The organism is Spirabiliibacterium mucosae, from assembly GCF_014884965.1.
Taxonomy (GTDB): domain Bacteria; phylum Pseudomonadota; class Gammaproteobacteria; order Enterobacterales; family Pasteurellaceae; genus Spirabiliibacterium; species Spirabiliibacterium mucosae.
Genome location: NZ_JABTBO010000015.1, coordinates 1 through 19,502 on the forward strand (window position 1 = coordinate 1; position 19,502 = coordinate 19,502).

General features: G+C 52.8%; 21 protein-coding genes. 18 read left to right on the forward strand and 3 right to left on the reverse strand.

Going from position 1 to position 19,502, the window contains the following annotated elements; translation table 11 throughout:
- The 6 genes from HPC37_RS06800 to cyoE form a co-directional block, all read left to right on the forward strand.
- On the forward strand, positions 1 to 271 hold a 271-nt coding region (locus HPC37_RS06800; RefSeq protein ID WP_208122415.1), incomplete at its 5' end, for a hypothetical protein.
- A gap of 573 nt (positions 272 to 844) precedes the next feature.
- Positions 845 to 1,765: a ubiquinol oxidase subunit II gene (gene cyoA / locus HPC37_RS06805; protein WP_345790016.1), complete on the forward strand. Its 921-nt coding sequence runs from the start codon at positions 845 to 847 to the stop codon at positions 1,763 to 1,765.
- Between the two features lie 11 nt (positions 1,766 to 1,776).
- A complete protein-coding gene (gene cyoB / locus HPC37_RS06810; RefSeq protein ID WP_208122417.1) occupies positions 1,777 to 3,768 on the forward strand; it encodes a cytochrome o ubiquinol oxidase subunit I in 1,992 nt (663 codons plus the stop codon).
- On the forward strand, positions 3,768 to 4,403 hold the full coding sequence (gene cyoC / locus HPC37_RS06815; protein ID WP_208122418.1) for a cytochrome o ubiquinol oxidase subunit III: 636 nt from the start codon (positions 3,768 to 3,770) through the stop codon (positions 4,401 to 4,403). The genes cyoB and cyoC overlap by 1 nt, the downstream gene beginning before the upstream one ends.
- A complete protein-coding gene (gene cyoD, locus HPC37_RS06820; RefSeq protein WP_208122419.1) occupies positions 4,400 to 4,729 on the forward strand; it encodes a cytochrome o ubiquinol oxidase subunit IV in 330 nt (109 codons plus the stop codon). The genes cyoC and cyoD overlap by 4 nt, the downstream gene beginning before the upstream one ends.
- Positions 4,730 to 4,740: 11 nt before the next feature.
- A complete protein-coding gene (gene cyoE / locus HPC37_RS06825) occupies positions 4,741 to 5,625 on the forward strand; it encodes a heme o synthase (RefSeq protein WP_208122420.1) in 885 nt (294 codons plus the stop codon).
- A 57-nt stretch (positions 5,626 to 5,682) separates the two neighbouring features.
- On the opposite strand, the gene HPC37_RS06830 is transcribed toward cyoE, so the two are convergent.
- The 3 genes from HPC37_RS06830 to HPC37_RS06840 all read right to left on the reverse strand — a co-directional run bounded on the left by HPC37_RS06830 (position 5,683) and on the right by HPC37_RS06840 (position 9,899).
- Positions 5,683 to 6,108 carry a TOBE domain-containing protein gene (locus HPC37_RS06830; RefSeq protein ID WP_208122421.1) on the reverse strand — a complete coding sequence of 142 codons (426 nt, stop codon included), beginning with the start codon at positions 6,106 to 6,108 and terminating at the stop codon, positions 5,683 to 5,685.
- A 194-nt stretch (positions 6,109 to 6,302) separates the two neighbouring features.
- On the reverse strand, positions 6,303 to 8,780 hold the full coding sequence (gene torA / locus HPC37_RS06835) for a trimethylamine-N-oxide reductase TorA (RefSeq protein ID WP_208122422.1): 2,478 nt from the start codon (positions 8,778 to 8,780) through the stop codon (positions 6,303 to 6,305).
- Positions 8,781 to 8,789: 9 nt separating this feature from the next.
- Positions 8,790 to 9,899: a NapC/NirT family cytochrome c gene (locus HPC37_RS06840; protein WP_208122423.1), complete on the reverse strand. Its 1,110-nt coding sequence runs from the start codon at positions 9,897 to 9,899 to the stop codon at positions 8,790 to 8,792.
- A gap of 331 nt (positions 9,900 to 10,230) precedes the next feature.
- Between HPC37_RS06840 and mutY the strand changes: the two genes are divergently transcribed.
- From mutY to HPC37_RS06900, 12 genes are all read left to right on the forward strand, one after another.
- A complete protein-coding gene (gene mutY, locus HPC37_RS06845; RefSeq protein WP_208122424.1) occupies positions 10,231 to 11,331 on the forward strand; it encodes an A/G-specific adenine glycosylase in 1,101 nt (366 codons plus the stop codon).
- 30 nt (positions 11,332 to 11,361) lie between these two features.
- Positions 11,362 to 11,634 (forward strand): oxidative damage protection protein, encoded by a 273-nt coding sequence (locus HPC37_RS06850; RefSeq protein WP_208122425.1) that lies wholly within the window; start codon positions 11,362 to 11,364, stop codon positions 11,632 to 11,634.
- Between the two features lie 10 nt (positions 11,635 to 11,644).
- A complete protein-coding gene (gene mltC / locus HPC37_RS06855) occupies positions 11,645 to 12,736 on the forward strand; it encodes a membrane-bound lytic murein transglycosylase MltC (protein ID WP_208122426.1) in 1,092 nt (363 codons plus the stop codon).
- Positions 12,737 to 12,806: 70 nt separating this feature from the next.
- Positions 12,807 to 13,388: an anthranilate synthase component II gene (locus HPC37_RS06860; RefSeq protein ID WP_208122427.1), complete on the forward strand. Its 582-nt coding sequence runs from the start codon at positions 12,807 to 12,809 to the stop codon at positions 13,386 to 13,388.
- 4 nt (positions 13,389 to 13,392) lie between these two features.
- Positions 13,393 to 14,358, forward strand: coding sequence for a virulence factor BrkB family protein (locus HPC37_RS06865; RefSeq protein ID WP_208122428.1), 966 nt, complete (start codon positions 13,393 to 13,395; stop codon positions 14,356 to 14,358).
- Positions 14,333 to 14,767 carry a D-aminoacyl-tRNA deacylase gene (dtd, locus tag HPC37_RS06870; protein WP_208122429.1) on the forward strand — a complete coding sequence of 145 codons (435 nt, stop codon included), beginning with the start codon at positions 14,333 to 14,335 and terminating at the stop codon, positions 14,765 to 14,767. Before HPC37_RS06865 ends, dtd begins: the two co-directional genes overlap by 26 nt.
- A gap of 10 nt (positions 14,768 to 14,777) precedes the next feature.
- The gene (locus HPC37_RS06875; protein ID WP_208122430.1) at positions 14,778 to 15,473 is read left to right on the forward strand and encodes an SIMPL domain-containing protein; all 696 of its coding nucleotides are present in this window, start codon (positions 14,778 to 14,780) and stop codon (positions 15,471 to 15,473) included.
- Positions 15,474 to 15,487: 14 nt separating this feature from the next.
- Positions 15,488 to 16,150: a peptidylprolyl isomerase gene (gene slyD / locus HPC37_RS06880; RefSeq protein WP_345790019.1), complete on the forward strand. Its 663-nt coding sequence runs from the start codon at positions 15,488 to 15,490 to the stop codon at positions 16,148 to 16,150.
- 47 nt (positions 16,151 to 16,197) lie between these two features.
- Entirely contained in the window at positions 16,198 to 17,220 is a 1,023-nt protein-coding gene (murB, locus tag HPC37_RS06885; RefSeq protein ID WP_208122431.1) for a UDP-N-acetylmuramate dehydrogenase, read from the forward strand.
- Entirely contained in the window at positions 17,217 to 18,005 is a 789-nt protein-coding gene (locus tag HPC37_RS06890) for a biotin--[acetyl-CoA-carboxylase] ligase (RefSeq protein ID WP_208122432.1), read from the forward strand. The genes murB and HPC37_RS06890 overlap by 4 nt, the downstream gene beginning before the upstream one ends.
- 1 nt (position 18,006) lies before the next feature.
- Positions 18,007 to 18,324: a DUF2322 family protein gene (locus HPC37_RS06895; protein ID WP_208122433.1), complete on the forward strand. Its 318-nt coding sequence runs from the start codon at positions 18,007 to 18,009 to the stop codon at positions 18,322 to 18,324.
- Positions 18,325 to 18,332: 8 nt separating this feature from the next.
- Positions 18,333 to 19,490, forward strand: coding sequence for an iron-containing alcohol dehydrogenase (locus HPC37_RS06900; RefSeq protein ID WP_208122434.1), 1,158 nt, complete (start codon positions 18,333 to 18,335; stop codon positions 19,488 to 19,490).
- The last annotated feature ends 12 nt before the right edge of the window (positions 19,491 to 19,502 follow it).

Below are 19,502 nucleotides of genomic sequence, written 5' to 3' on the forward strand. Positions count from 1 at the left end.
ACCCGATTTCTTTGCTCGCCCAAAGAAATCGGGGAAAGAAAGGGCGTTGCCATTTTTAAGGAAATCTCGCTTGTTGGGAATTTCTACGTCGCATTTGATGCAGGCGCTCAAATGCTTCCTTGAAATTCATCCAACCGCTCCATTTCCGCGCGAAAAATGGCGGGATCGAACTCCATCACTCCGTGTTTTAAACATCAAAGTGCGGTCGCTTAGATCGCAAAACCGCATTTTTAAATCATGCTTAACCGCACTTTTGGTTTTTCAAAAATAAAACTTAATGATGCGATCGCCCCCGGAATAAGATGCTGAGCGTGTGCCTAAAGTGCTAGGCGAGTGAGGGTTTGATCCCGAGCGAGCCGTAGCAATTTGGCGCTAAGCGAATATCTTATGGACAGGGGCAAAATGTCGTTTCTTTGCTTCCTTTCTTTGGACAAGCAAAGAAAGGAAGTCGCCAACGGCGAAACCGTAGCGTGATGACGGAGTCATAAAAGAGAACAAGGAAAAGAAAAACGAAATGGCGGAGTTATGACCAAGAACAAAACACCCACCGAGCGCTGGAACTCAATCAAAAGTGCGGTTTTTTGTGATCGTCCTAAAAGAAAATCACAAAATTTTGTATTAAAAATGTTAATTTCTTGCGAGAGCCATTAACAAACCCTATAATAGACCACCAAATAAGCCCACACATCATCAAATGCCGCACACGCGCAGGGCTTATTGAAAAAGACTGCACTTAACGATTTATACTCCTTATTCTTAACACTTTTTGCAGCATAACTAAAACTCACAGAGGTTGAATGTGATGAGAAAATCAAAATCCGTCGCTTGGATATTGGGTTCTTGCTTGCTGCTCTTACTCGCGGGCTGCTCGGGGGGCATCTTAGACCCCAAAGGGCAAGTGGGTGAAGCAGAGCGCAACCTAATTTTAACAGCAACAGGCTTAATGCTCATTGTTGTTATCCCCGTTATTGTGATGACCTTCTACTTCGCGTGGAAATACCGTCACAACCGCCCTGACGCTGATAAAGATTATGAACCAAACTGGGCTCACAGCAACAAAATTGAATTTGTCATGTGGGCTATCCCAATCTTTATCATCGCCATTCTTGCCACCATCACGTGGAAAACCACCCACGAGCTCGATCCATACCGCCCATTGGCGCCAGAGGAAGACACCATGACCATTGAAGTGGTCTCCATGGATTGGAAATGGCTCTTTATCTACCCTGAGCAAAATATCGCGGTGGTCAACGAAATGGCGCTGCCGGTGGGCAAAGCGGTGAAATTCAAAATCACATCCAACTCGGTGATGAATTCCTTCTTTATCCCGCAATTGGGCAGCCAAATCTACACCATGGCCGCGATGCAAACCCAATTGCACTTGATTGCCGACCACCCGGGCGTATACCAAGGCTTGTCGTCTAACTACAGCGGCTCGGGCTTCTCGGGCATGACCTTTAAAGTTCACGCCGATGACAAAGCGGCCTTTGATGCTTGGGTTGACAAAGTGCGGTCAAGCAACACCGCGCTGACCTTGGCGGAATACAAAGCGTTGTCAAAACCAAGTGAAAATAACCCTGTGACGTATTACTCAAGTGTGGAAAACGGCTTGTTTAGCTACATTCTCAACGAGTTTGGCGGGCACTTTAGCCACGGCGGCCACGCAATGGGCCACAGCGGCGGTGAGCACCAACACAGCCATGAGCATGAGCACCATGAGCATTCACACGGGGCTGAACATTCGCATTCAGCGACACAACAGTAAAGGAATTTGCGATGGAAATGTTATTAGGTAAACTTTCGTGGGATTCCCTGGCCTTTTTGCACGAGCCGATTATTTTAGGCGCTTTTATCTTTATGATTTTAGGCGGTGTTGCGGTTTTAGGCGGGATCACCTACTTCAAAGCATGGGGCCCTTTGTGGCGCAATTGGTTGACCACGGTTGACCACAAAAAAATCGGGATTATGTATATCATCGTGTCTATTGTCATGCTGGTGCGTGGCTTTGCCGATGCGATCATGATGCGTACTCACCAAATGCTGGCCAACGCGCCAGATTTGGGCTACTTGCCACCGCACCACTACGACCAAGTGTTCACCGCCCACGGCGTGATCATGATCTTCTTTGTGGCGATGCCATTGGTGGTGGGCTTGATGAACGTGGTGCTGCCGCTGCAAATCGGCGCGCGCGATGTGGCCTTCCCGTTCTTGAACTCATTGAGCTTTTGGCTTTATGTGGTCGGCGTGGTGTTGGTCAACTTGTCACTCATCATCGGGGATTTTGCTGCCACCGGGTGGTTGGCGTATCCGCCGCTCTCGGGGCTGGAGTATAGCCCGACGGTGGGGATGGATTACTACATCTGGGCACTGCAAATATCGGGCTTGGGCACCTTGCTTAGTGGTGTGAACTTTATCGTCACCATCATTAAAATGCGCGCCCCGGGCATGACTTACATGCGCATGCCCGTGTTCACTTGGACATCACTGTGCGCAAGCTTGTTGATTGTGGCCTCGTTCCCGATTTTAACCGGCACCTTGTTCATGCTCTCCCTTGACCGTTATCTTGATATGCACTTTTTCACCAACGACGCGGGTGGAAACATGATGATGTATATCAACCTCATTTGGATGTGGGGTCACCCTGAGGTGTATATTTTGGTGCTGCCGGCCTTTGGTATTTTCTCAGAGGTAATCTCTACTTTTGCGAAAAAACGCCTGTTTGGTTACACCAGTATGGTTTATGCCACCATGGTTATTGCGATTTTGAGCTTTATCGTGTGGTTGCACCACTTCTTCACCATGGGCTCAGGCGCGAACGTGAACGCCTTCTTTGGGATCACCACCATGATCATCGCCATCCCAACTGGGGTGAAAGTGTTCAACTGGTTGTTCACCATGTATAAAGGTAAAGTGCAATTCACTGTGCCTGTGCTGTGGACACTCGGCTTTTTGGTCACCTTCGCCATCGGCGGGATGACAGGGGTAATGCTCTCCGTACCAGGGGCAAACTTTGTATTGCACAACAGCTTGTTCTTGATTGCGCACTTCCACAACACCATTTTAGGTGGTGCGGTATTTGGTTACTTCGCGGGCATGAGTTTCTGGTGGCCGAAAATGTTTGGCTTCAAGCTCGATGAAAAATGGGGCAAACGCGCGTTTTGGTTCTGGATCACTGGCTTCTATGTCGCCTTTATGCCGCTGTATGTGCTCGGCTTCTTGGGCATGACGCGCCGCACCAACCACTACGATAACCCAGTGTGGCAAATGTGGCTGATTGTGGCTGCCATCGGGGCATTCTTGATTTTGCTCGGCATTGCCTGCCAATTCATTATGTTCTATGTCAGCTTCAAAAACCGTCATCAATTGCAAGATGTCACCGGCGACCCGTGGGATGGCCGCACCTTGGAATGGGCAACAGCCTCACCACCGCCAAGCTACAACTTTGCGCAAATTCCGGTTATCCGTGATGTTGATGCGCTGGCAGATTTGAAAGACAACGGCTGGACACCAAGCAGCAAGCCTGCCCATTACAGCCCAATTCACATGCCAAACAACACCTCTGTGGGTGTGTTGCTGGCGCTGCTGAGCCTCGGCTTTGGCTTTGGCTTTGTCTGGCACATTTGGTGGATGGTGATTGCCACTACCATCGCGATGTTTGCCTTAACCATTGGCTATGCCTTCTGGCGTGACAACGACCACATCATCCCAGTGGAAGAAGTTGAACGCACCGAAGAGGCGCATTATGATCGAATTGCAGGAGTGAAATAATGGCACATGTTCAATTGCCACCGTTAGAAGGTGGCTTTCACCAGCTTGGTGACAAAACCCACGCCGATCATCACGACATGAGCGAAACCAAAGTCTTTGGCTTTTGGCTCTATTTGATGACCGACTGTATTTTGTTTGCATCCCTGTTTGCCACCTACACCATTTTGCACGTGGGCGTGGCAGAGGGTCCAACACCGAAAGAGATTTTCGAGCTGCCGTTTGTGCTGGTCGAAACCTTCTTGTTGTTAATCAGCTCTATCACGTTTGGCTTTGCCATGATCAGCGCGTTTAGTAACGACTTAAAACGCGTTTATCAATGGCTGATCGTGACCGCACTTTTCGGTTTAGGCTTTTTGGCGATGGAGCTTTATGAGTTCCATCATCTGATCAGCCAAGGCATTGACCCAACCGTGAGCGCGTTTTTATCCTCCTTCTTCACCCTAGTGGGCACCCACGGCTTGCACGTGACCTTCGGTGTGATTTGGCTTGTGAGCATGCTCTTTTTGCTGCGTCGCGACGGCCTCAGCGGTGAAAACGTGATGCGCTTGAAATGCTTGAGCCTGTTCTGGCACTTCTTAGATATTATCTGGATTTGCGTGTTCTCTTTAGTTTATCTTGCGGGGGTATTGCAATGAGTCATCATGATTCTCAGCCGTTCAACGCGTGTGCTGCACGCAAGCAATACATCATCGGCTTTGTGATTTCGGTCTTTTTGACCGTGGTGCCGTTTGTCGCCGTGATGGGCGGCACATTGAGCCAGCAAAGCGCACTGTTGTTGGTGGCCGCCATGGCGGTGGTGCAAGTGATTGTGCAGGTTTATTACTTCCTGCACATCGACACCAGCCAAAAACAACGCTGGAACGCCTTTTCTCTCGGCTTTACCTTGGTGATTGTGGCGATTGTGATTGTCGGCTCATTGTGGGTGATGTATAACCTCAACGCCAACATGATGCACGGCTAACGGGAGTGGCTATGAGTGAGTTGATGAGTTTAAAATCGCGTTTAATGACAACCTCGTGGGTGCAAGTCACCAAGCCTGGGATTGTCAGCGGCAATGCCATTGCCGTGCTCGGCGGCTATTTTTTAGCTGCGCGCGATGAATTTCACCTGCTCACCTTGCTCTCGGCGCTGCTGGGCACGATGTTGGTGATTGCCTCAGGCTGTGTCGCCAATAATATCATTGACCGCGACATTGACGGCACCATGAGCCGCACGCGCAACCGTGTGCTGGTCACCGGCCACATGGCGGTTAAAACCGCACTTATCTATTCCATCGCGCTGCTTTCCGCGGGCGTGCTGGTGTTGTCGTATTGCGGAGATTTGGCGGTGAAATCGGCCTTGTTTGGCTACGGCGTGTACGTTGGCTTGTATAGCTTGTATTTCAAACGCCACTCCATTTGGGGCACGTTGATTGGCAGCTTCTCTGGCGCCATTCCGCCGGTGATTGGCTATGCCGCGGTGACCAACCAAGCCGATGCGGCCTATTGGATTTTGTTCGCGATGTTCTCGATTTGGCAGCTGCCACACGCGTATGCCATTGCGATCTTCCGCGACAAAGATTACCTCAAAGCCAACATCCCTGTGCTGCCGCTGCGGGTGAGCTTTGCCACCACGCGCGTGCACATGATTGTCACCATCGCCGCCTTTGCCGTGATTGCATCCCTTTTGACCGTGCTGGGCTATACCGGCTGGGTCTATTTGACCGCACTTTGGGTGTTAAGCGGCATGTGGCTGCAAGTGGCGTTGCAAAGGGTGAAACCCAGTGCCGCCGAGCGTGGCAAGTGGGCGCGCAAAATCTTCGGCTACTCGGTGGCGATTATCACTGTGCTGAGTTTTTGCATGGCGATTCACATCTAAAACAATTTCGCATAAAAAAGCCGCTGCTATGAGCGGCTTTTTGTTTGGGCGAGAAACTTATTTTTTCACCGCCAATAAAACGTGAGAGGCTTTCACCAACACTTGCACATTGCTGCCTTGGGCAAGGTTCATGTTTTTCGCGCTGGTTTCGGTGATGATCGCGACAATTTGTGCGCCACCTTGGGTTTTTACCAGCACTTCACAGTTCACGGCACCGTGGTTGACGCTTTCAACCACACCGCGCAGTTGGTTGCGGGCAGAGAATACAAGGCTGTCGTCTGTTGAGAGGATCACAGAAGGCGCTTTAAACACCGCCACTACATCGCGGCCTTCGCTAAGGCTTAAGTTTTGGGTGCTTTCGCTGGTGATCACCGCCACCAAAGTTTCGCTGTCGTTGAGACTCAGTTCGATTTGGTCGTTCACCGCGCCTGATTTGATGGTTTTTACTTTGGCAGAAAGTTGATTGCGTGCGCTAATGGTCATTTTAATATCCTTTAATTCAATTGAGGGTTAAATATCGTGTTATTTTTAAACAGCTAAATTCTATCAAGGCCGGCAAGCGAAACAAGAAAATCCCTCGCTTTCCCTGTGTAAAGGTTAAATTTTAGACAAAAAACGCACAAAAAAAGCCCAATAAAGGCAACGCACTTTATTGGGCTATATAGCGTGGCGCTCGTTTACGCAGTTTTATACTGCGGCTCGTCAAACACTGTCACTGGCGGCAAGGTGCCAGTGAATTTTTCCACCTGCACAATGGCTGTGTTCGGCGCAGTGGCTTGCGCAAGCTTGGATGAGCCTTTGTCGATGGTCAGCACATTCGGGTTGCCAAACTTACAAATTGGCTCGCCGTTGAGCTCGGCTGGGTCAAACCACGCGCCCTCATGCAAGCAGACAGTACCTTTAATCACGCCATCGCTGACTACAGCGCCGGCGAGCACTTGCCCGCGTTTGTTGAACACGCGCACCACATCGCCGTCATTGATGCCGCGCGCTTTGGCATCATCAGGGTGAATCACAATCGGCTCACGCCCTTGCACCGTGTAGTGCCCACGCAAATGCTCTGAAAAGCACAACTGGCTGTGCAGGCGATAATACGGGTGCGGCGTGATGAGCGCCAGTGGCGCCTCGTCGGTGACGTTGCCAGCGTATTCCTCTGGCACAAACCACATCGCGTGGCCTTTGCAATCGTCGTAGTTCATCTTCGCCACCACATCGGAGTATATCTCGATTTTGCCCGACGGCGTGCCGAGTGGGTTGAGCAGCGGGTCTTTGCGGAAATCCCCATAGCGCACCCACTGTTTGGCTTTGTCTTTGGCTTTAAAGGTCAGCGGTTTGTTCTCTTCCCAAAAATCGTCAAAACGTGGGATCACCACCCGATTTTGGCGCGCGCTGTCAAACGCGGTTTGATAAAACTCCCGCAGCCAATCCATCTCTGATTTGCCCTCGGTGAATTGCTCTTCAACGCCCGCCATTTTGGCCAGCTGGGCAAACACATCGTAGTCGTTGCGCGCCTCAAATTGCGGCTCCACCACCTTTTTCATCGGGAAGATATTCAAGTTGGAATAATCGCCACTCATGGTCAAATCATTGCGCTCATACGAGGTGGTCACCGGCAGCACAATATCCGCCATGCGCGCCGTTGGCGTCCAATAAATTTCATTCACCACAATGGTTTCAGGCCGCTGCCAAGCTTTGACAAGCTTATTGGTGTCTTGGTGATGAACAAACGGGTTGCCGCCGGTCCAGTAGATGAATTTGATATCAGGGTAGGTCACAGTTGCGCCGTTGAAATCTATTTTTTCACCTGGGTTGAGCAGCACATCGGCGATGCGCGCCAGCGGGAAGCTTAGGCCTGAAACTTTGGCCTTCCACGACATATCACTGGTGTTGCGCGCGCTGCCCGTGTTGGCAGAAATGGCGCTGATTTTACCACCCGTGGTGGTTGGCACGCCGCCGTTGGAGTAGTGATAACTCAAGCCAAAGCCGCCTCCTGGCAGGCCGATTTGCCCGAGCATGGAGGCGAGAGTGACCAGCATCCAGTGGGCTTGCTCGCCGTGTTGTTGGCGCTGCATGCCCCAGCCGGCCATCAGCATGGTGCGGTGGCTGGCAAAATCCAGCGCCAATTGGCGGATAGTCTCCGCTGGCACGCCACAAATTTGGCTGGCCCACGCCGCGTCTTTCACCACGCCATCTTCTTGGCCGAGGACATAAGGCTCAAATTTGTCATAGCCTTTGGTGTAGTGTTTCAAAAAGTCTTTATCGAGCTTGTTTTCAACAATCAACGTGTGCGCCATGCCCAGCATCAGCGGCACATCGGTTGCCGTGTGCAGCGGGATCCACTCCGCGCCCAAATATTCGCAGGTTTCACTGCGCACCGGGTCAATGCAGATCACACGCTTGCCGCTTTCTTTGAGCTTTTTATAATAGGCAATGCCTTGCTGATCGGTGGAGGTCCACGCAATGCGCAAGGTGGTCATCGGGTTGGCAGACCACAGCACCACAATTTCGCTGTCGGATAAAATCGTCTCCCAGCTGGTTTGTTGCTCATACACCTCAATGGTGCCAAGCACATGGGGCATAATGATTTGCGCCGCACCAGTGGAGTAGTCCCCTTTGTGGCCGACAAAGCCGCCGGTGACATTCATAAAGCGGTGCAACAAAGTGCGGCAGCTGTGCAAGGCGCCAGAGCTTTTCCAGCCATAGGAGCCGGCAAAAATGCCGCTGGCGCCCTCGCGTTTGCGCACATCTTGTAATTGGGTGTGAACCAGCTCAAGGGCTTTGTCCCACGACACGCGCACCCACTCATCGCGCCCGCGCAGGCTGGTGTCGCTCTTGCCTGGGTTTTCCAAATAGCTTTTGCGCACCATAGGGTATTTCACCCGCGTTTTGGTGTGAACTTGCTCTGGCACCACTTCTTGCAGCTCGTTGGTCACGGGCGCTTCAATGGCGGGGCCTGATTTGACCACCTTTTCATCTTCCACCACAATGCCCAGCGGCCCCCAGTGCGCGGCGGAGACCACCGTGCGGGTGTTGACCGCACTTTTGCCTGCCTCAGCCCACGCGCTGGCCGGCAGTGAGCCGAAGGATGCCAGCCCGACGCCGGCAATTGAGCCTTTTTTCAAAAATGTTCTGCGTGATTGATTCATCTTTTTCATACAGCCCCCTTATTTTTCGTTATCAGCGCTTTGGCTGTCTTTGGCGTGATGTTGCAGATAAATGGTCAGCGCCCGCACTTGCTCATCGTTCATCGAGGTGCGATCTTTCATCGAGTTGATCACCCCAATCCATTGGTTGGCGGTGTAGTGATCCGCGCCAATCACCGCATGGCAGGTGCCGCAATGGGTTTGGTTGAGGTTGTCACCATAGCTATTCAAGCCTTTGATATTGGCCGTGAGCATTGATTTTGGCGCTTGCATCGCCACACTCACCTCGCTCCAATCGGCGTTGGTAACGTCATCGTGCACTGTTTTCGCCACTTTGACCGCACTTTTGGCATCATCGTCTAACACGGCGACCAAAATGCGCTTGCCAAGGTCTTGATAAATCAAGTTTTCCGCGCCAGCTTGTTGCCAGCCACGCACCGCACCTTGCACGTTTTCGCCCTCGAGTTTCCAGTCGTTGACCTCGGCATACGGCATCAACCGCACTTGGCCATCGCCGACGTTGGCGCTGGCAATTTGGGTGGTGTAGAGCGTTTTATTTTGCTCGCTAAAATCGCCACCGCTGATGCCCGCTTGGCCGCTGGCGGTGCTGTCCATTTCTGGCATAAAATGAACAATGCCTTTGTGGCAGTCGATACAGGTTTGCCCGCTTTCTTGCATGCCTTTATGCATTTTTTGTGCGGTTTTGGATTGCTCATGTAATAGCCATGCCTCGGTGTTGTGGCATGAGCGGCAAGTGGCCGAGTCTTGCTCTTTCATCGTTTTCCACACCGATTGCGCCATCGCTAAGCGGTGTTTTTCGTAGGCCTCCTCATCTGGGATTTTGCCCGTCAGCTCGCCCCACACGTCTTTCACCGCCATGATTTTGGTTTTCAGGTAATCCAGCCCACTGTGCGGCACGTGGCAGTCGTGACACTCGGCGCGAATGCCGCGCTTGTTCATAAAGTGATTGCTGCCTTCCCACTCTTTTTGCGGCGTGTGCATGGAGTGACAGCTGACACAAAACTCAGTGGTGTTGGTGTAATGAAACACCTGTTGCGCGCCCCACAGCGCTAACGCACCCAGGGCAAAAACGCCAAGCCCTGCCAAGGCCCATTTTTTTCGTCCAGCCATAATTGTCTCCTTTTTAATTATGTTAATTATCACTAACATAACGCGAAGATGCCTTCACATCGTTAAAATCATCTTGCTTGAATCAACTTGCGTGAGAATTGATTAATATCAAAAGTTAATCGAGTTCGGGCGGTGTGATGTCCTTTTTCGATAAAATTTGCGGGCTTTTAGGCATTTTTGAAAGAAAATTAGCCCTTTTTTTTGTGCGTGATTTATTTTTTTATATAACGCTAAATCCACTTTTGCGAATTCGTGCAATGCGGGCCGAAAGGCTCGATTTTCAGCCCTCGATCAGGTAAAGTGCGGTTTTATTTCAAAAGAATGAGGGCTTATGCAAGCGCAATCGAGCACATCGGCACCCTTTGCCCGCGCGGTGCTGGCGTGGTATGACCGCTTTGGGCGCAAGCAATTGCCGTGGCAGCAAAATAAAACGCCGTACAAAGTGTGGCTCTCTGAGGTGATGCTGCAACAAACGCAAGTGGCGACGGTGATCCCGTATTTTGAGCGTTTTATCGCCACCTTCCCGACCATCACCGAGTTGGCTAATGCACCACTTGATGAGGTGCTGCATTTGTGGACAGGCCTTGGCTATTACGCCCGCGCGCGCAATTTGCACAAAGCGGCGCAAACGGTGCGTGATGAGCACGGCGGCGAATTTCCAACTCGCTTTGAGCAGGTGCTCGCGCTGCCCGGGGTGGGGCAGAGCACGGCGGGGGCGATTTTATCCTCATGCCACCAAGCGCCTTATGCGATTTTAGACGGCAACGTCAAGCGCGTGCTATCACGCGTTTTTGCCATCGCCGGCTGGCCGGGTGAAAAGGCAGTGAGTGATGCGCTGTGGGCGCTGAGCGCGCAGGTCACCCCCACTGAGCAGGTGGCGGAGTTTAACCAAGCGATGATGGACATCGGCGCGATGGTGTGTACTCGCAGCAAACCAAAGTGCGGTTTGTGCCCGCTGAGCACGCAATGCCTCGCCAATGCTAACGACAACTGGCAGGCTTACCCTGGCAAAAAGCCGAAAAAAGCGCTGCCTGAAAAGCAGTGTTATTTTGTGCTGTTGCTCAATGACAATGCCGTGTTGTTGCAACAGCGCCCCGCCACAGGGCTGTGGGGCGGGCTTTATGCCTTTCCGCAATGTGAGGATAAGCCGACCGCACTTTTATTGTTGCAAAAGTGCGGTGCGCGCAAGGTGCAAGCGCTGCCGATGTTTCGCCACACGTTTAGCCATTTTCATTTGGATATTCACCCACTGGTGGCGCGCGTGGGCGACAAAGTCGAAGAAATCGCCGCAGATTATGCCGCAGGCGTATCGAGCGGGGCAAATTATTGGTATAATTTACAGTCAAATGCCAAAATTGGCTTGGCAGCGCCGGTGAAAACATTGCTTGAGATGTTATCGCGCATGCAACAAAATGGCGAAATCACTGTCTGATAATAAAATAAGATGTAAAAGGATGACGACATGGCACGAACAGTTTTTTGTGAATACCTGCAAAAAGAAGCCGAAGGGCTGGATTTTCAACTCTACCCAGGCGAGCTTGGCAAACGCATTTTCGACTCCATCAGCAAGCAAGCGTGGGGCGAGTGGATGAAAAAACAGACCATGCTGGTCAATGAGAAAAAGCTCAACATGATGAACCCTGAACATCGCGCCTTGTTAGAAACCGAAATGAAAGGCTTTTTGTTTGAAGGGAAGAACGTCCACATCGAAGGCTATGTTGCGCCAGAAAAATAGGCAGGGTGCCATGAAAAAATATTTGCCGTTACTGATTATTCCTTTTCTGGTGGCCTGTGGCTCATCAACGTCCAAAAAAAACCGCCCTTTTGATTACGACGACGCCTTCGCCAAAGATATGCGGGGTTTAGATATTTTAACTGGGCAGTTTTCACACAATATCGACAGCAAATGGGGTGTCAACGAATTGCTGGTGGCCAGCCGCAAAGACTACGTGAAGTACACCGACCAATACAACACCCGTAGCCACATCAGCTTTGACGAGGGGCGAATCACCATCGAAACGCTGGGGATGGACGCCTACCGTTTGAAAAAAACCATCGTGCACACCTTGTTGATGGGATCGGATGCCAACGGCATTGACTTGTTTGCCGACGGCGACGTGCCAATCAGCTCGCGCCCGTTCCTCTCCGGCCAGGTGGTTGACCAAGCCGGCCGCAGCATCAACACCGTGGCAGGTGCCAATGAATTTGCCAATTATTTGCTCGCCAACAAGCTGCAAACACGCCGCTTGAGCAACGGCCAATTGGTGGAATTTGTCACCATCCCGATGATTGCCAACCACATCAACATCCGTGCGCAAAAATATGTGCCGTTTGTGCGCAAAGCCGCGCGCCATTACAACATCGACGAAAGCCTGATTTTGGGCATTATGCAAACCGAATCGAGCTTCAACCCGTATGCGATCAGCTACGCCAACGCCATGGGCTTGATGCAAGTGGTGCCTCACACCGCGGGTGCCGATGTGTTTAGAATGAAAGGCATGCGCGGGCAGCCGTCGCGGCAATATTTGTTTGACCCACATCGCAATATTGATGCGGGCACGTCCTATTTGTGGCTGTTGCAAAACAAATACCTTGCCGGCATCACCGACCCAACCTCACGGCGCTTTGCGGTCATCTCCGCCTACAACAGCGGCGCGGGTGCGGTGCTGCGCGTGTTCTCGCAAGACAAAGACGAAGCCGTGCGCATCATCAACTCCTTGCTGCCAGAGCAGGTTTATCGCATATTAACCACCCGCCACCCATCGGCGCAGGCACGCAACTACTTGTATAAAGTGGACAAAGCGCAAAAAAGCTACCGCGTGCGGGCAGCCAACTAGGCAACTAGGCATCAAAGTGCGGTCGCCCGACCGCACTTTTGCGTTATACTAGCGCTTTTGAAAGGAGGCTGTGGTGGCGAGTGTGCTGCTGGTGGATAACCACGATTCGTTTAGCTACAATTTGGTGGATTTGCTCAAACGCTTGCCGTTAGACGCGCTGCACGTGTGCAAAACCGAAGATTTGCCGGCGCAAGCGATGGATCAATTTAGCCATGTTTTGATTTCGCCTGGGCCTGATGTGCCGCGGGCGTACCCGCAACTGTATGACTTTTTGGCGCAATTTCACACCCAAAAGGTGATTTTAGGCGTGTGTTTGGGCCATCAGATGCTGTGTGACTTTTTCGGCGCGCGGCTTTACAACCTCAGCGCGGTGCGCCACGGGCAAGTGGGGCAATTGCGCACATTGGTGCCCTCGCCTTTGTTTAAAAATCTGCCACAATCCTTTAAAATAGGCCTTTATCATTCGTGGGCGATTGCGCGTGAGAGCCTGCCACCGGCGTTGGTGCCGATCGCCTGCGATCAGCACGATGTGTTGATGGCGGTAGCCCACCGCACTTTGCCTTTGTTCGGGGTGCAGTTTCACCCCGAATCGTTTATCAGCGAACACGGCCAGCAACTGTTACACAATTGGCTCAATGTCACAACGGAATAACACAATGACCCATTACACTTCAAATACGTTAATTTTTTTAAAACTCTTTTGGCATCGCTACAACGAAAATAAGCTCAACATGGCGGCGGGCTATTTGACCTACAGCACCATGTTGGCGCTGGTGCCGTTGGTGATGGTCAGCCTTGCGATCTTCTCCGCCTTCCCGGTGTTTAAGGAGATTAGCGGCGAGGTGCAAAATATGATCTTCAGCAACTTCGCGCCACAAACCGGCGGTGTGGTGCAAGATTACATCAACGAATTTGTCGAAAACTCGAAGAAAATGAGTGGCGTGGGGATCATCGGTTTGATTGTGGTGGCCCTAATGTTGATCTCCTCCATTGACCGCACTTTGAATGACATTTGGCCCAACACCAACTCGCGCACACTGTTTGTCTCTTTTGCGATGTATTGGATGATCCTCACCCTCGGGCCGCTCTTTTTGGGCGTGAGCGTGATTGTCAGCTCCTATATTTTTTCCAGTGATGCCTTTAGCAACGCCACCTTCAGCACCTATTTGCTCAGCATTATCCCGTTTTTGCTCACCTGGCTGGCGTTCACGCTGATTTACACCGTGGTGCCAAACACCAAGGTGAATTTGCGCTATGCCATGATCGGCGCGCTGATTGCGGCGATCTTCTTCACCCTCGGCAAGCGTGCGTTCACCTGGTATATCACCGCCTTCCCGTCGTATCAGCTGATTTATGGCGCGATGGCAACGCTGCCGATTTTGCTGCTGTGGATTCAATTGAGCTGGACATTTGTGCTGCTCGGGGCGCAATTAACGGCGGTGTTGGAGGATATGCGGCTGATTAAAAACGGCGAAATGCCGAATAATCGCGAGTACGAAGTGCGCCAAGAAAAGCTGCAACAAGCCTTAATTGAGCTGCAACACCATGACGACGAGCCGCTTGAGAGCCAAGCGCAAGCACAACAAGGAGAGGGGCATGATCGCACTGATTCAACGCGTTAAGCACGCCAGTGTTGAGGTTGACGGGCGCTGCGTGGGGCAAATTGGCCACGGCTTGCTGGTCCTTTTAGGCGTGGAAAAAACCGACGACGCTCAGCGCGGTGAGCAGCTGCTGAAAAAGGTGCTTAATTACCGCGTATTCAGCGATGAGGCGGGTAAAATGAACCTCAACGTGCAGCAAGCCGGCGGCGAGCTGCTGGTGGTTTCTCAGTTCACGCTGGTGGCGGATACACAAAAAGGCCTGCGCCCGAGCTTTTCCAACGGCGCTAGTCCTGAGTTGGCTGAAAAACTTTATGACGATTTTTGTGTCAAAGCAAAAGAGCATATCAAAACTGAGCGTGGCGTTTTTGCCGCCGATATGCAGGTGAGTTTAACCAACGACGGGCCGGTGACATTTTGGCTACACGTCTAAGGAGCAGATGATGAAAAAACACTTACCCCTGTTGACCGCACTTTGCCTAAGCCCCGTGCTTGCGCTCGCCCATGAAAGCGCAGAGCAGGCATCTCAAAACATCACCTTCACCGTGCAAGCCCAACGCCAAGTGGAGCGCGATGTGATGCAAGCAACGCTGTTTGTGGAAGAAAAGGGCACCGATCTCAAAGCGCTCAGCGCCAGCGTGAATGACAAAATGAACCAAATTGTCAGCGCGGCGAAGAAGCTCGATTTACCTAAAGGCACCGTGAGCCGCAACACCTATGTTAATTACAACAAAAAAACCGACAGCGAAAGCTGGGTTGACCGCGGGCAATACCGCATTGAAAGCCAAGATTTTGGCAAACTCGGCCAGCTCATCAGCCAGCTTGGTGGCGTGGCGGCGGTGGATAACATCAGCTTTAGTTTGTCAAAAGCCAAGCGCCAAAGCCTTGAAAAAGAGATGACCGCCGAGGCGATTGCCGCCTTCAAGCAAAAAGCGCAGTTCATCAGCGAACAACTCGGCGCGAAGGGCTACCGTATTGTGGATCTTACCATTGGCTCTAATGCTGGCAGCATGCCTCGGCCTTACATGGCCAAAGCGGCCACGGCGATGTATTCCGCTGAGGCGCAGAGCATGCCCATTGAGGCAGGCGAAGCGGATGTGAACCTTGGCATCAATGCCACCATTAATTTAACCGAATAGCGCGATTGCGTGTTATAATCGCACCACTTTACACCAACTGGCGGAGAGCCTATGAAAATTGCAAAAATACCGTGGTGGGCATTGCCTACCAAGTGCGCACTGAAGATGGCATTTTGGTCGACGAAGCACCAGCCAACCAACCGTTGGAATACATCCAAGGGCACAACAATTTGGTCATCGGGCTGGAAAACGCCCTTGAAGGCCACAGTGTTGGCGACACCTTTGAAGTGCGCGTGAAACCTGAAGAAGGCTACGGCCAATACAACGACAACCTCGTGCAACGCGTGCCACAAGACGTGTTTGTGGGTGTGGACGGCTTGGAAGTGGGCATGCGCTTTATCGCTGACACCGATGTTGGCCCACTGCCGGTTGTGATCACCGAAGTCGGTGATGACTACGTGGTGGTTGACGGCAACCATATGCTTGCCGGCCAAGAGCTGCTGTTCAACGTGGAAGTGGTCAGCGTGCGTGAGGCGACATTAGAAGAGATCGCCCACGGTCATGTTCACCAAGAAGGCAGCGGCTGCTGCGGTGGGCACGACAGCGACGAAGAAGGCCACGGCTGCGGTTGTGGGCATCATCACCACGAGCATGAGCACCACGACGGCTGTTGTGGCGGCGGACACGAGCACCATCACCACCACGGTGGCTGCTGCAGTGGCAAACACGAACATTAATTGAAAGCCAAAGTGCGGTTTAACCGCACTTTTTATTTGTTGACACTATGCAAAGTTTACAACCCTTTCACACCTTTGGCCTTGCCGTGCAGGCCAACGCGGTGGTCGACATCACCACGCCAGCGGACTTGTTTGCGCACTGGCAGGCCAACGCACACCAGCCGCGCTTACTGCTCGGCGAAGGCAGCGATGTGCTGTTTTTGCAAGATTTCCACGGCGTGGTGCTGCGCAATCAAATCAAAGGCATTGACGTCAAAGAAGACGACAGCCATTTTTACCTTCACGTCAACGCGGGCGAAAACTGGCATGAGCTGGTGCGCTTTTGTGTTGAGCGCAACATCGGCGGGCTGGAAAATCTCGCACTGATCCCAGGCTGCGCCGGCAGTGCGCCAATTCAAAATATTGGTGCCTATGGCGTGGAGTTTGCCCAAGTGTGCGATTACGTTGATTGCCTGGATTTAAACCGCGGCGAGCAACGCCGCCTTAACGCCGCGCAGTGCCAATTTGGCTACCGCGAAAGCATTTTTAAAAACCAATACCGCAGTGGCTTTGCCATTGTGGCCATTGGCTTGAAGCTGGCCAAAAACTGGCAACCGCACTTGTACTACGGCCCACTGCGCGAGCTTGATGCGCAAACGGTGACACCGCGTGAGGTGTTCGCCCAAGTGTGCGCCATTCGCGAGGCCAAATTGCCTAACCCCGCAGAGCTTGGTAACGCCGGCAGTTTTTTCAAAAACCCGATTGTCAGCCCAAGCCATTACCACGAACTGCGCGAGCGCTTTGCTGAAATGCCCGCCTACCCACAAGCCGACGGGCAAATCAAACTGGCAGCGGGCTGGTTGATTGACCAATGTGGCCTTAAGGGCAAGCAAATCGGCGGCGCGGCCGTCCACAGCCGCCAAGCGCTGGTGTTGGTGAACCAAAACAACGCCACCGGCGACGACGTGCTGTCGCTGGCACGCTTTATCTACCAGCAAGTGATGGCCAAATTTGGCGTGCCGCTGGAGCCTGAAGTGCGGTTTTATGGCGCCCAAGGCGAGCTTGATAGCGCCGAGGCTGTGCGCGCATGAGTGCGCCAATGGCTGAATTGCTCAACGCAGATTACCTGCGAGCGCAGCTTGCCGACACCACGGTGGTGACGTTTGACACCATCGATTCCACCAATGCCTATTTGCTGCGCGAGCACGCCGCACACAACACGCTGTGCACCGCCGAGGCGCAAACCGCCGGCCGCGGGCGGCGTGGGCGGGTGTGGCACTCGCCTTATGCGCAAAATCTCTATTTTTCCCTGCGCTGGGATTTCACTGATCGCGCCGAGGAGCTGCCTCAAGTGGGGCTCGTGACCGCACTTTGCATCGCACAAACCCTGCACGCACACGGCGTGGCCGATGTCGGCGTGAAGTGGCCGAATGATATTTATCTTGGCGATCGCAAGCTCGGCGGCATTTTGGTGGAGTCACAGCACTTTTCCCGCGCGCGCCAAGCGTTGGTGGTGGGCGTGGGTTTGAATGTGGCGATGGCGCACGCGCAAGAAGAGGAAATCACCCAGCCGTGGGCGAGCTTGGCGCAATGCGACATCGGCCTTTCGCGCAACGCGCTGCTCGTTGAACTGGTGCGTGCGTTAAAGTGCGGTTTTGCGCAGTTTCAACGCCACGGCGGGCAGGCGCTGTTGGCAGATTTTGCTCGCTTTGACCGCGTGTTAAACCGCAAAGTGCGGTTAAACTTTGAGCACAGCTTTATTGACGGCGTTTATCAAGGGATTGATTGCGCCACAGGCGAGGCGCTGATTGCCACCGATCACAGGGTGCAGCGCTTTCGTATTGGGGAGATTTCCCTACGATTACACGAGGAATAACATGAATTTTCAACAAACTTTAGCCACCTTGGCCAGCGTTGACCACCTCACCGGCCTCATTGTGCTTGATGAGCACGGCAACACCGTGTTGAGCATCCCCGCCGTTGAGGGCAAATTAGGTTCGCTGAAAGTCTACAACACGCTGGCCGCGCGCTTCACCGAGCTCAACACCACTGCTGCCAAAGCGGGCTTGATTTTGTTTGCCGAGCACGTGGATGACGCCAAAGCGCACCCAGGCGCGCACCCGAATATCGACTTTTTGCTGCGCGTGGTGGCCGATGATTTGTGTTTTAAAATGCAACCCCTTAGCCGACGGTAGGAGGCGCTATGTTTAGCTTTGAATACTACAACCCAACCCGCATTGTTTTTGGCGAAGGCCAAATTGCCAAACTCAACGACTTAGTGCCTGAAAAGGCGCGCGTTTTAGTGCTTTATGGCGGCGGCAGCGCCAAGCGCACAGGCACCCTTGATGAGGTGAAAACCGCACTTGGCAGCCGCTATGTGGTGGAGTTTGGCGGGATTGAGGCCAACCCCGAATTTGACACACTCGTGCGCGCCGTGGAGGTGATTAAGCAAGAAAAGCTCGATTTCCTGCTCGCGGTGGGCGGCGGCTCGGTGCTTGATGGCAGCAAATTTGTTGCCGCCGCGGCCTGCTTTGACGGCGACCCATGGGAGATTGTCACCTCACGCGGTGCGGTGGTGAAAGCGGCCTTGCCACTGGGCACCGTGCTCACCCTGCCTGCCACCGGCTCTGAGATGAATAACGTTGGCGTGGTCAGCCGCAAGGCACTGAAAATTAAGCAAGGGTTTCGCAACACCGCACTTTACCCACGCTTTTCGATTTTAGACCCAGCCAAAACGCTCACTTTGCCGATGCACCAAGTGGCCAACGGCATTGTGGATGCCTTTATCCACGTGCTGGAGCAATACCTCACCGAGCCCCACGGCGCCATGGTGCAAGACGCCTACGCCGAGGGGCTGTTGCGCACCCTGCGCGATTTGGGCCCACAAATTATGCAGCAGCCGAATAACCTCGAGCTGCGCGCTAACATGATGTGGTGCGCCACCCAAGCGCTCAACGGCTTGATTGGCGTGGGCGTGGCGCAAGATTGGGCCAGCCACCAAATTGGCCACGAGCTGACCGCACTTTATGGCCTTGATCACGCGCAAACTTTGAGCATTGTGCTGCCAGGGCTGTGGGCGGAACTTAAAGATCAAAAACGCGACAAACTGGTGCAATACGCCCTCAACGTGTGGGGTATCCGCACCGGCTCCCACGAGGAGCGCGTGAGCTCGGCGATTGCGCAAACGGAGCTATTCTTCCAACAAATGGGCATGAAAACCCGCCTGTCTTACCACGGCTTGGATAAAAGTGCGGTTGACGAGGTTGTCGCCCAGCTGGAAAAACACGGCCAAGTGGCACTGGGTGAAAAACAAAACATCACCCCAGATGTGGCGCGGCGCATCCTCGCACGGCGCGTGTAGCATAAGGGGGCA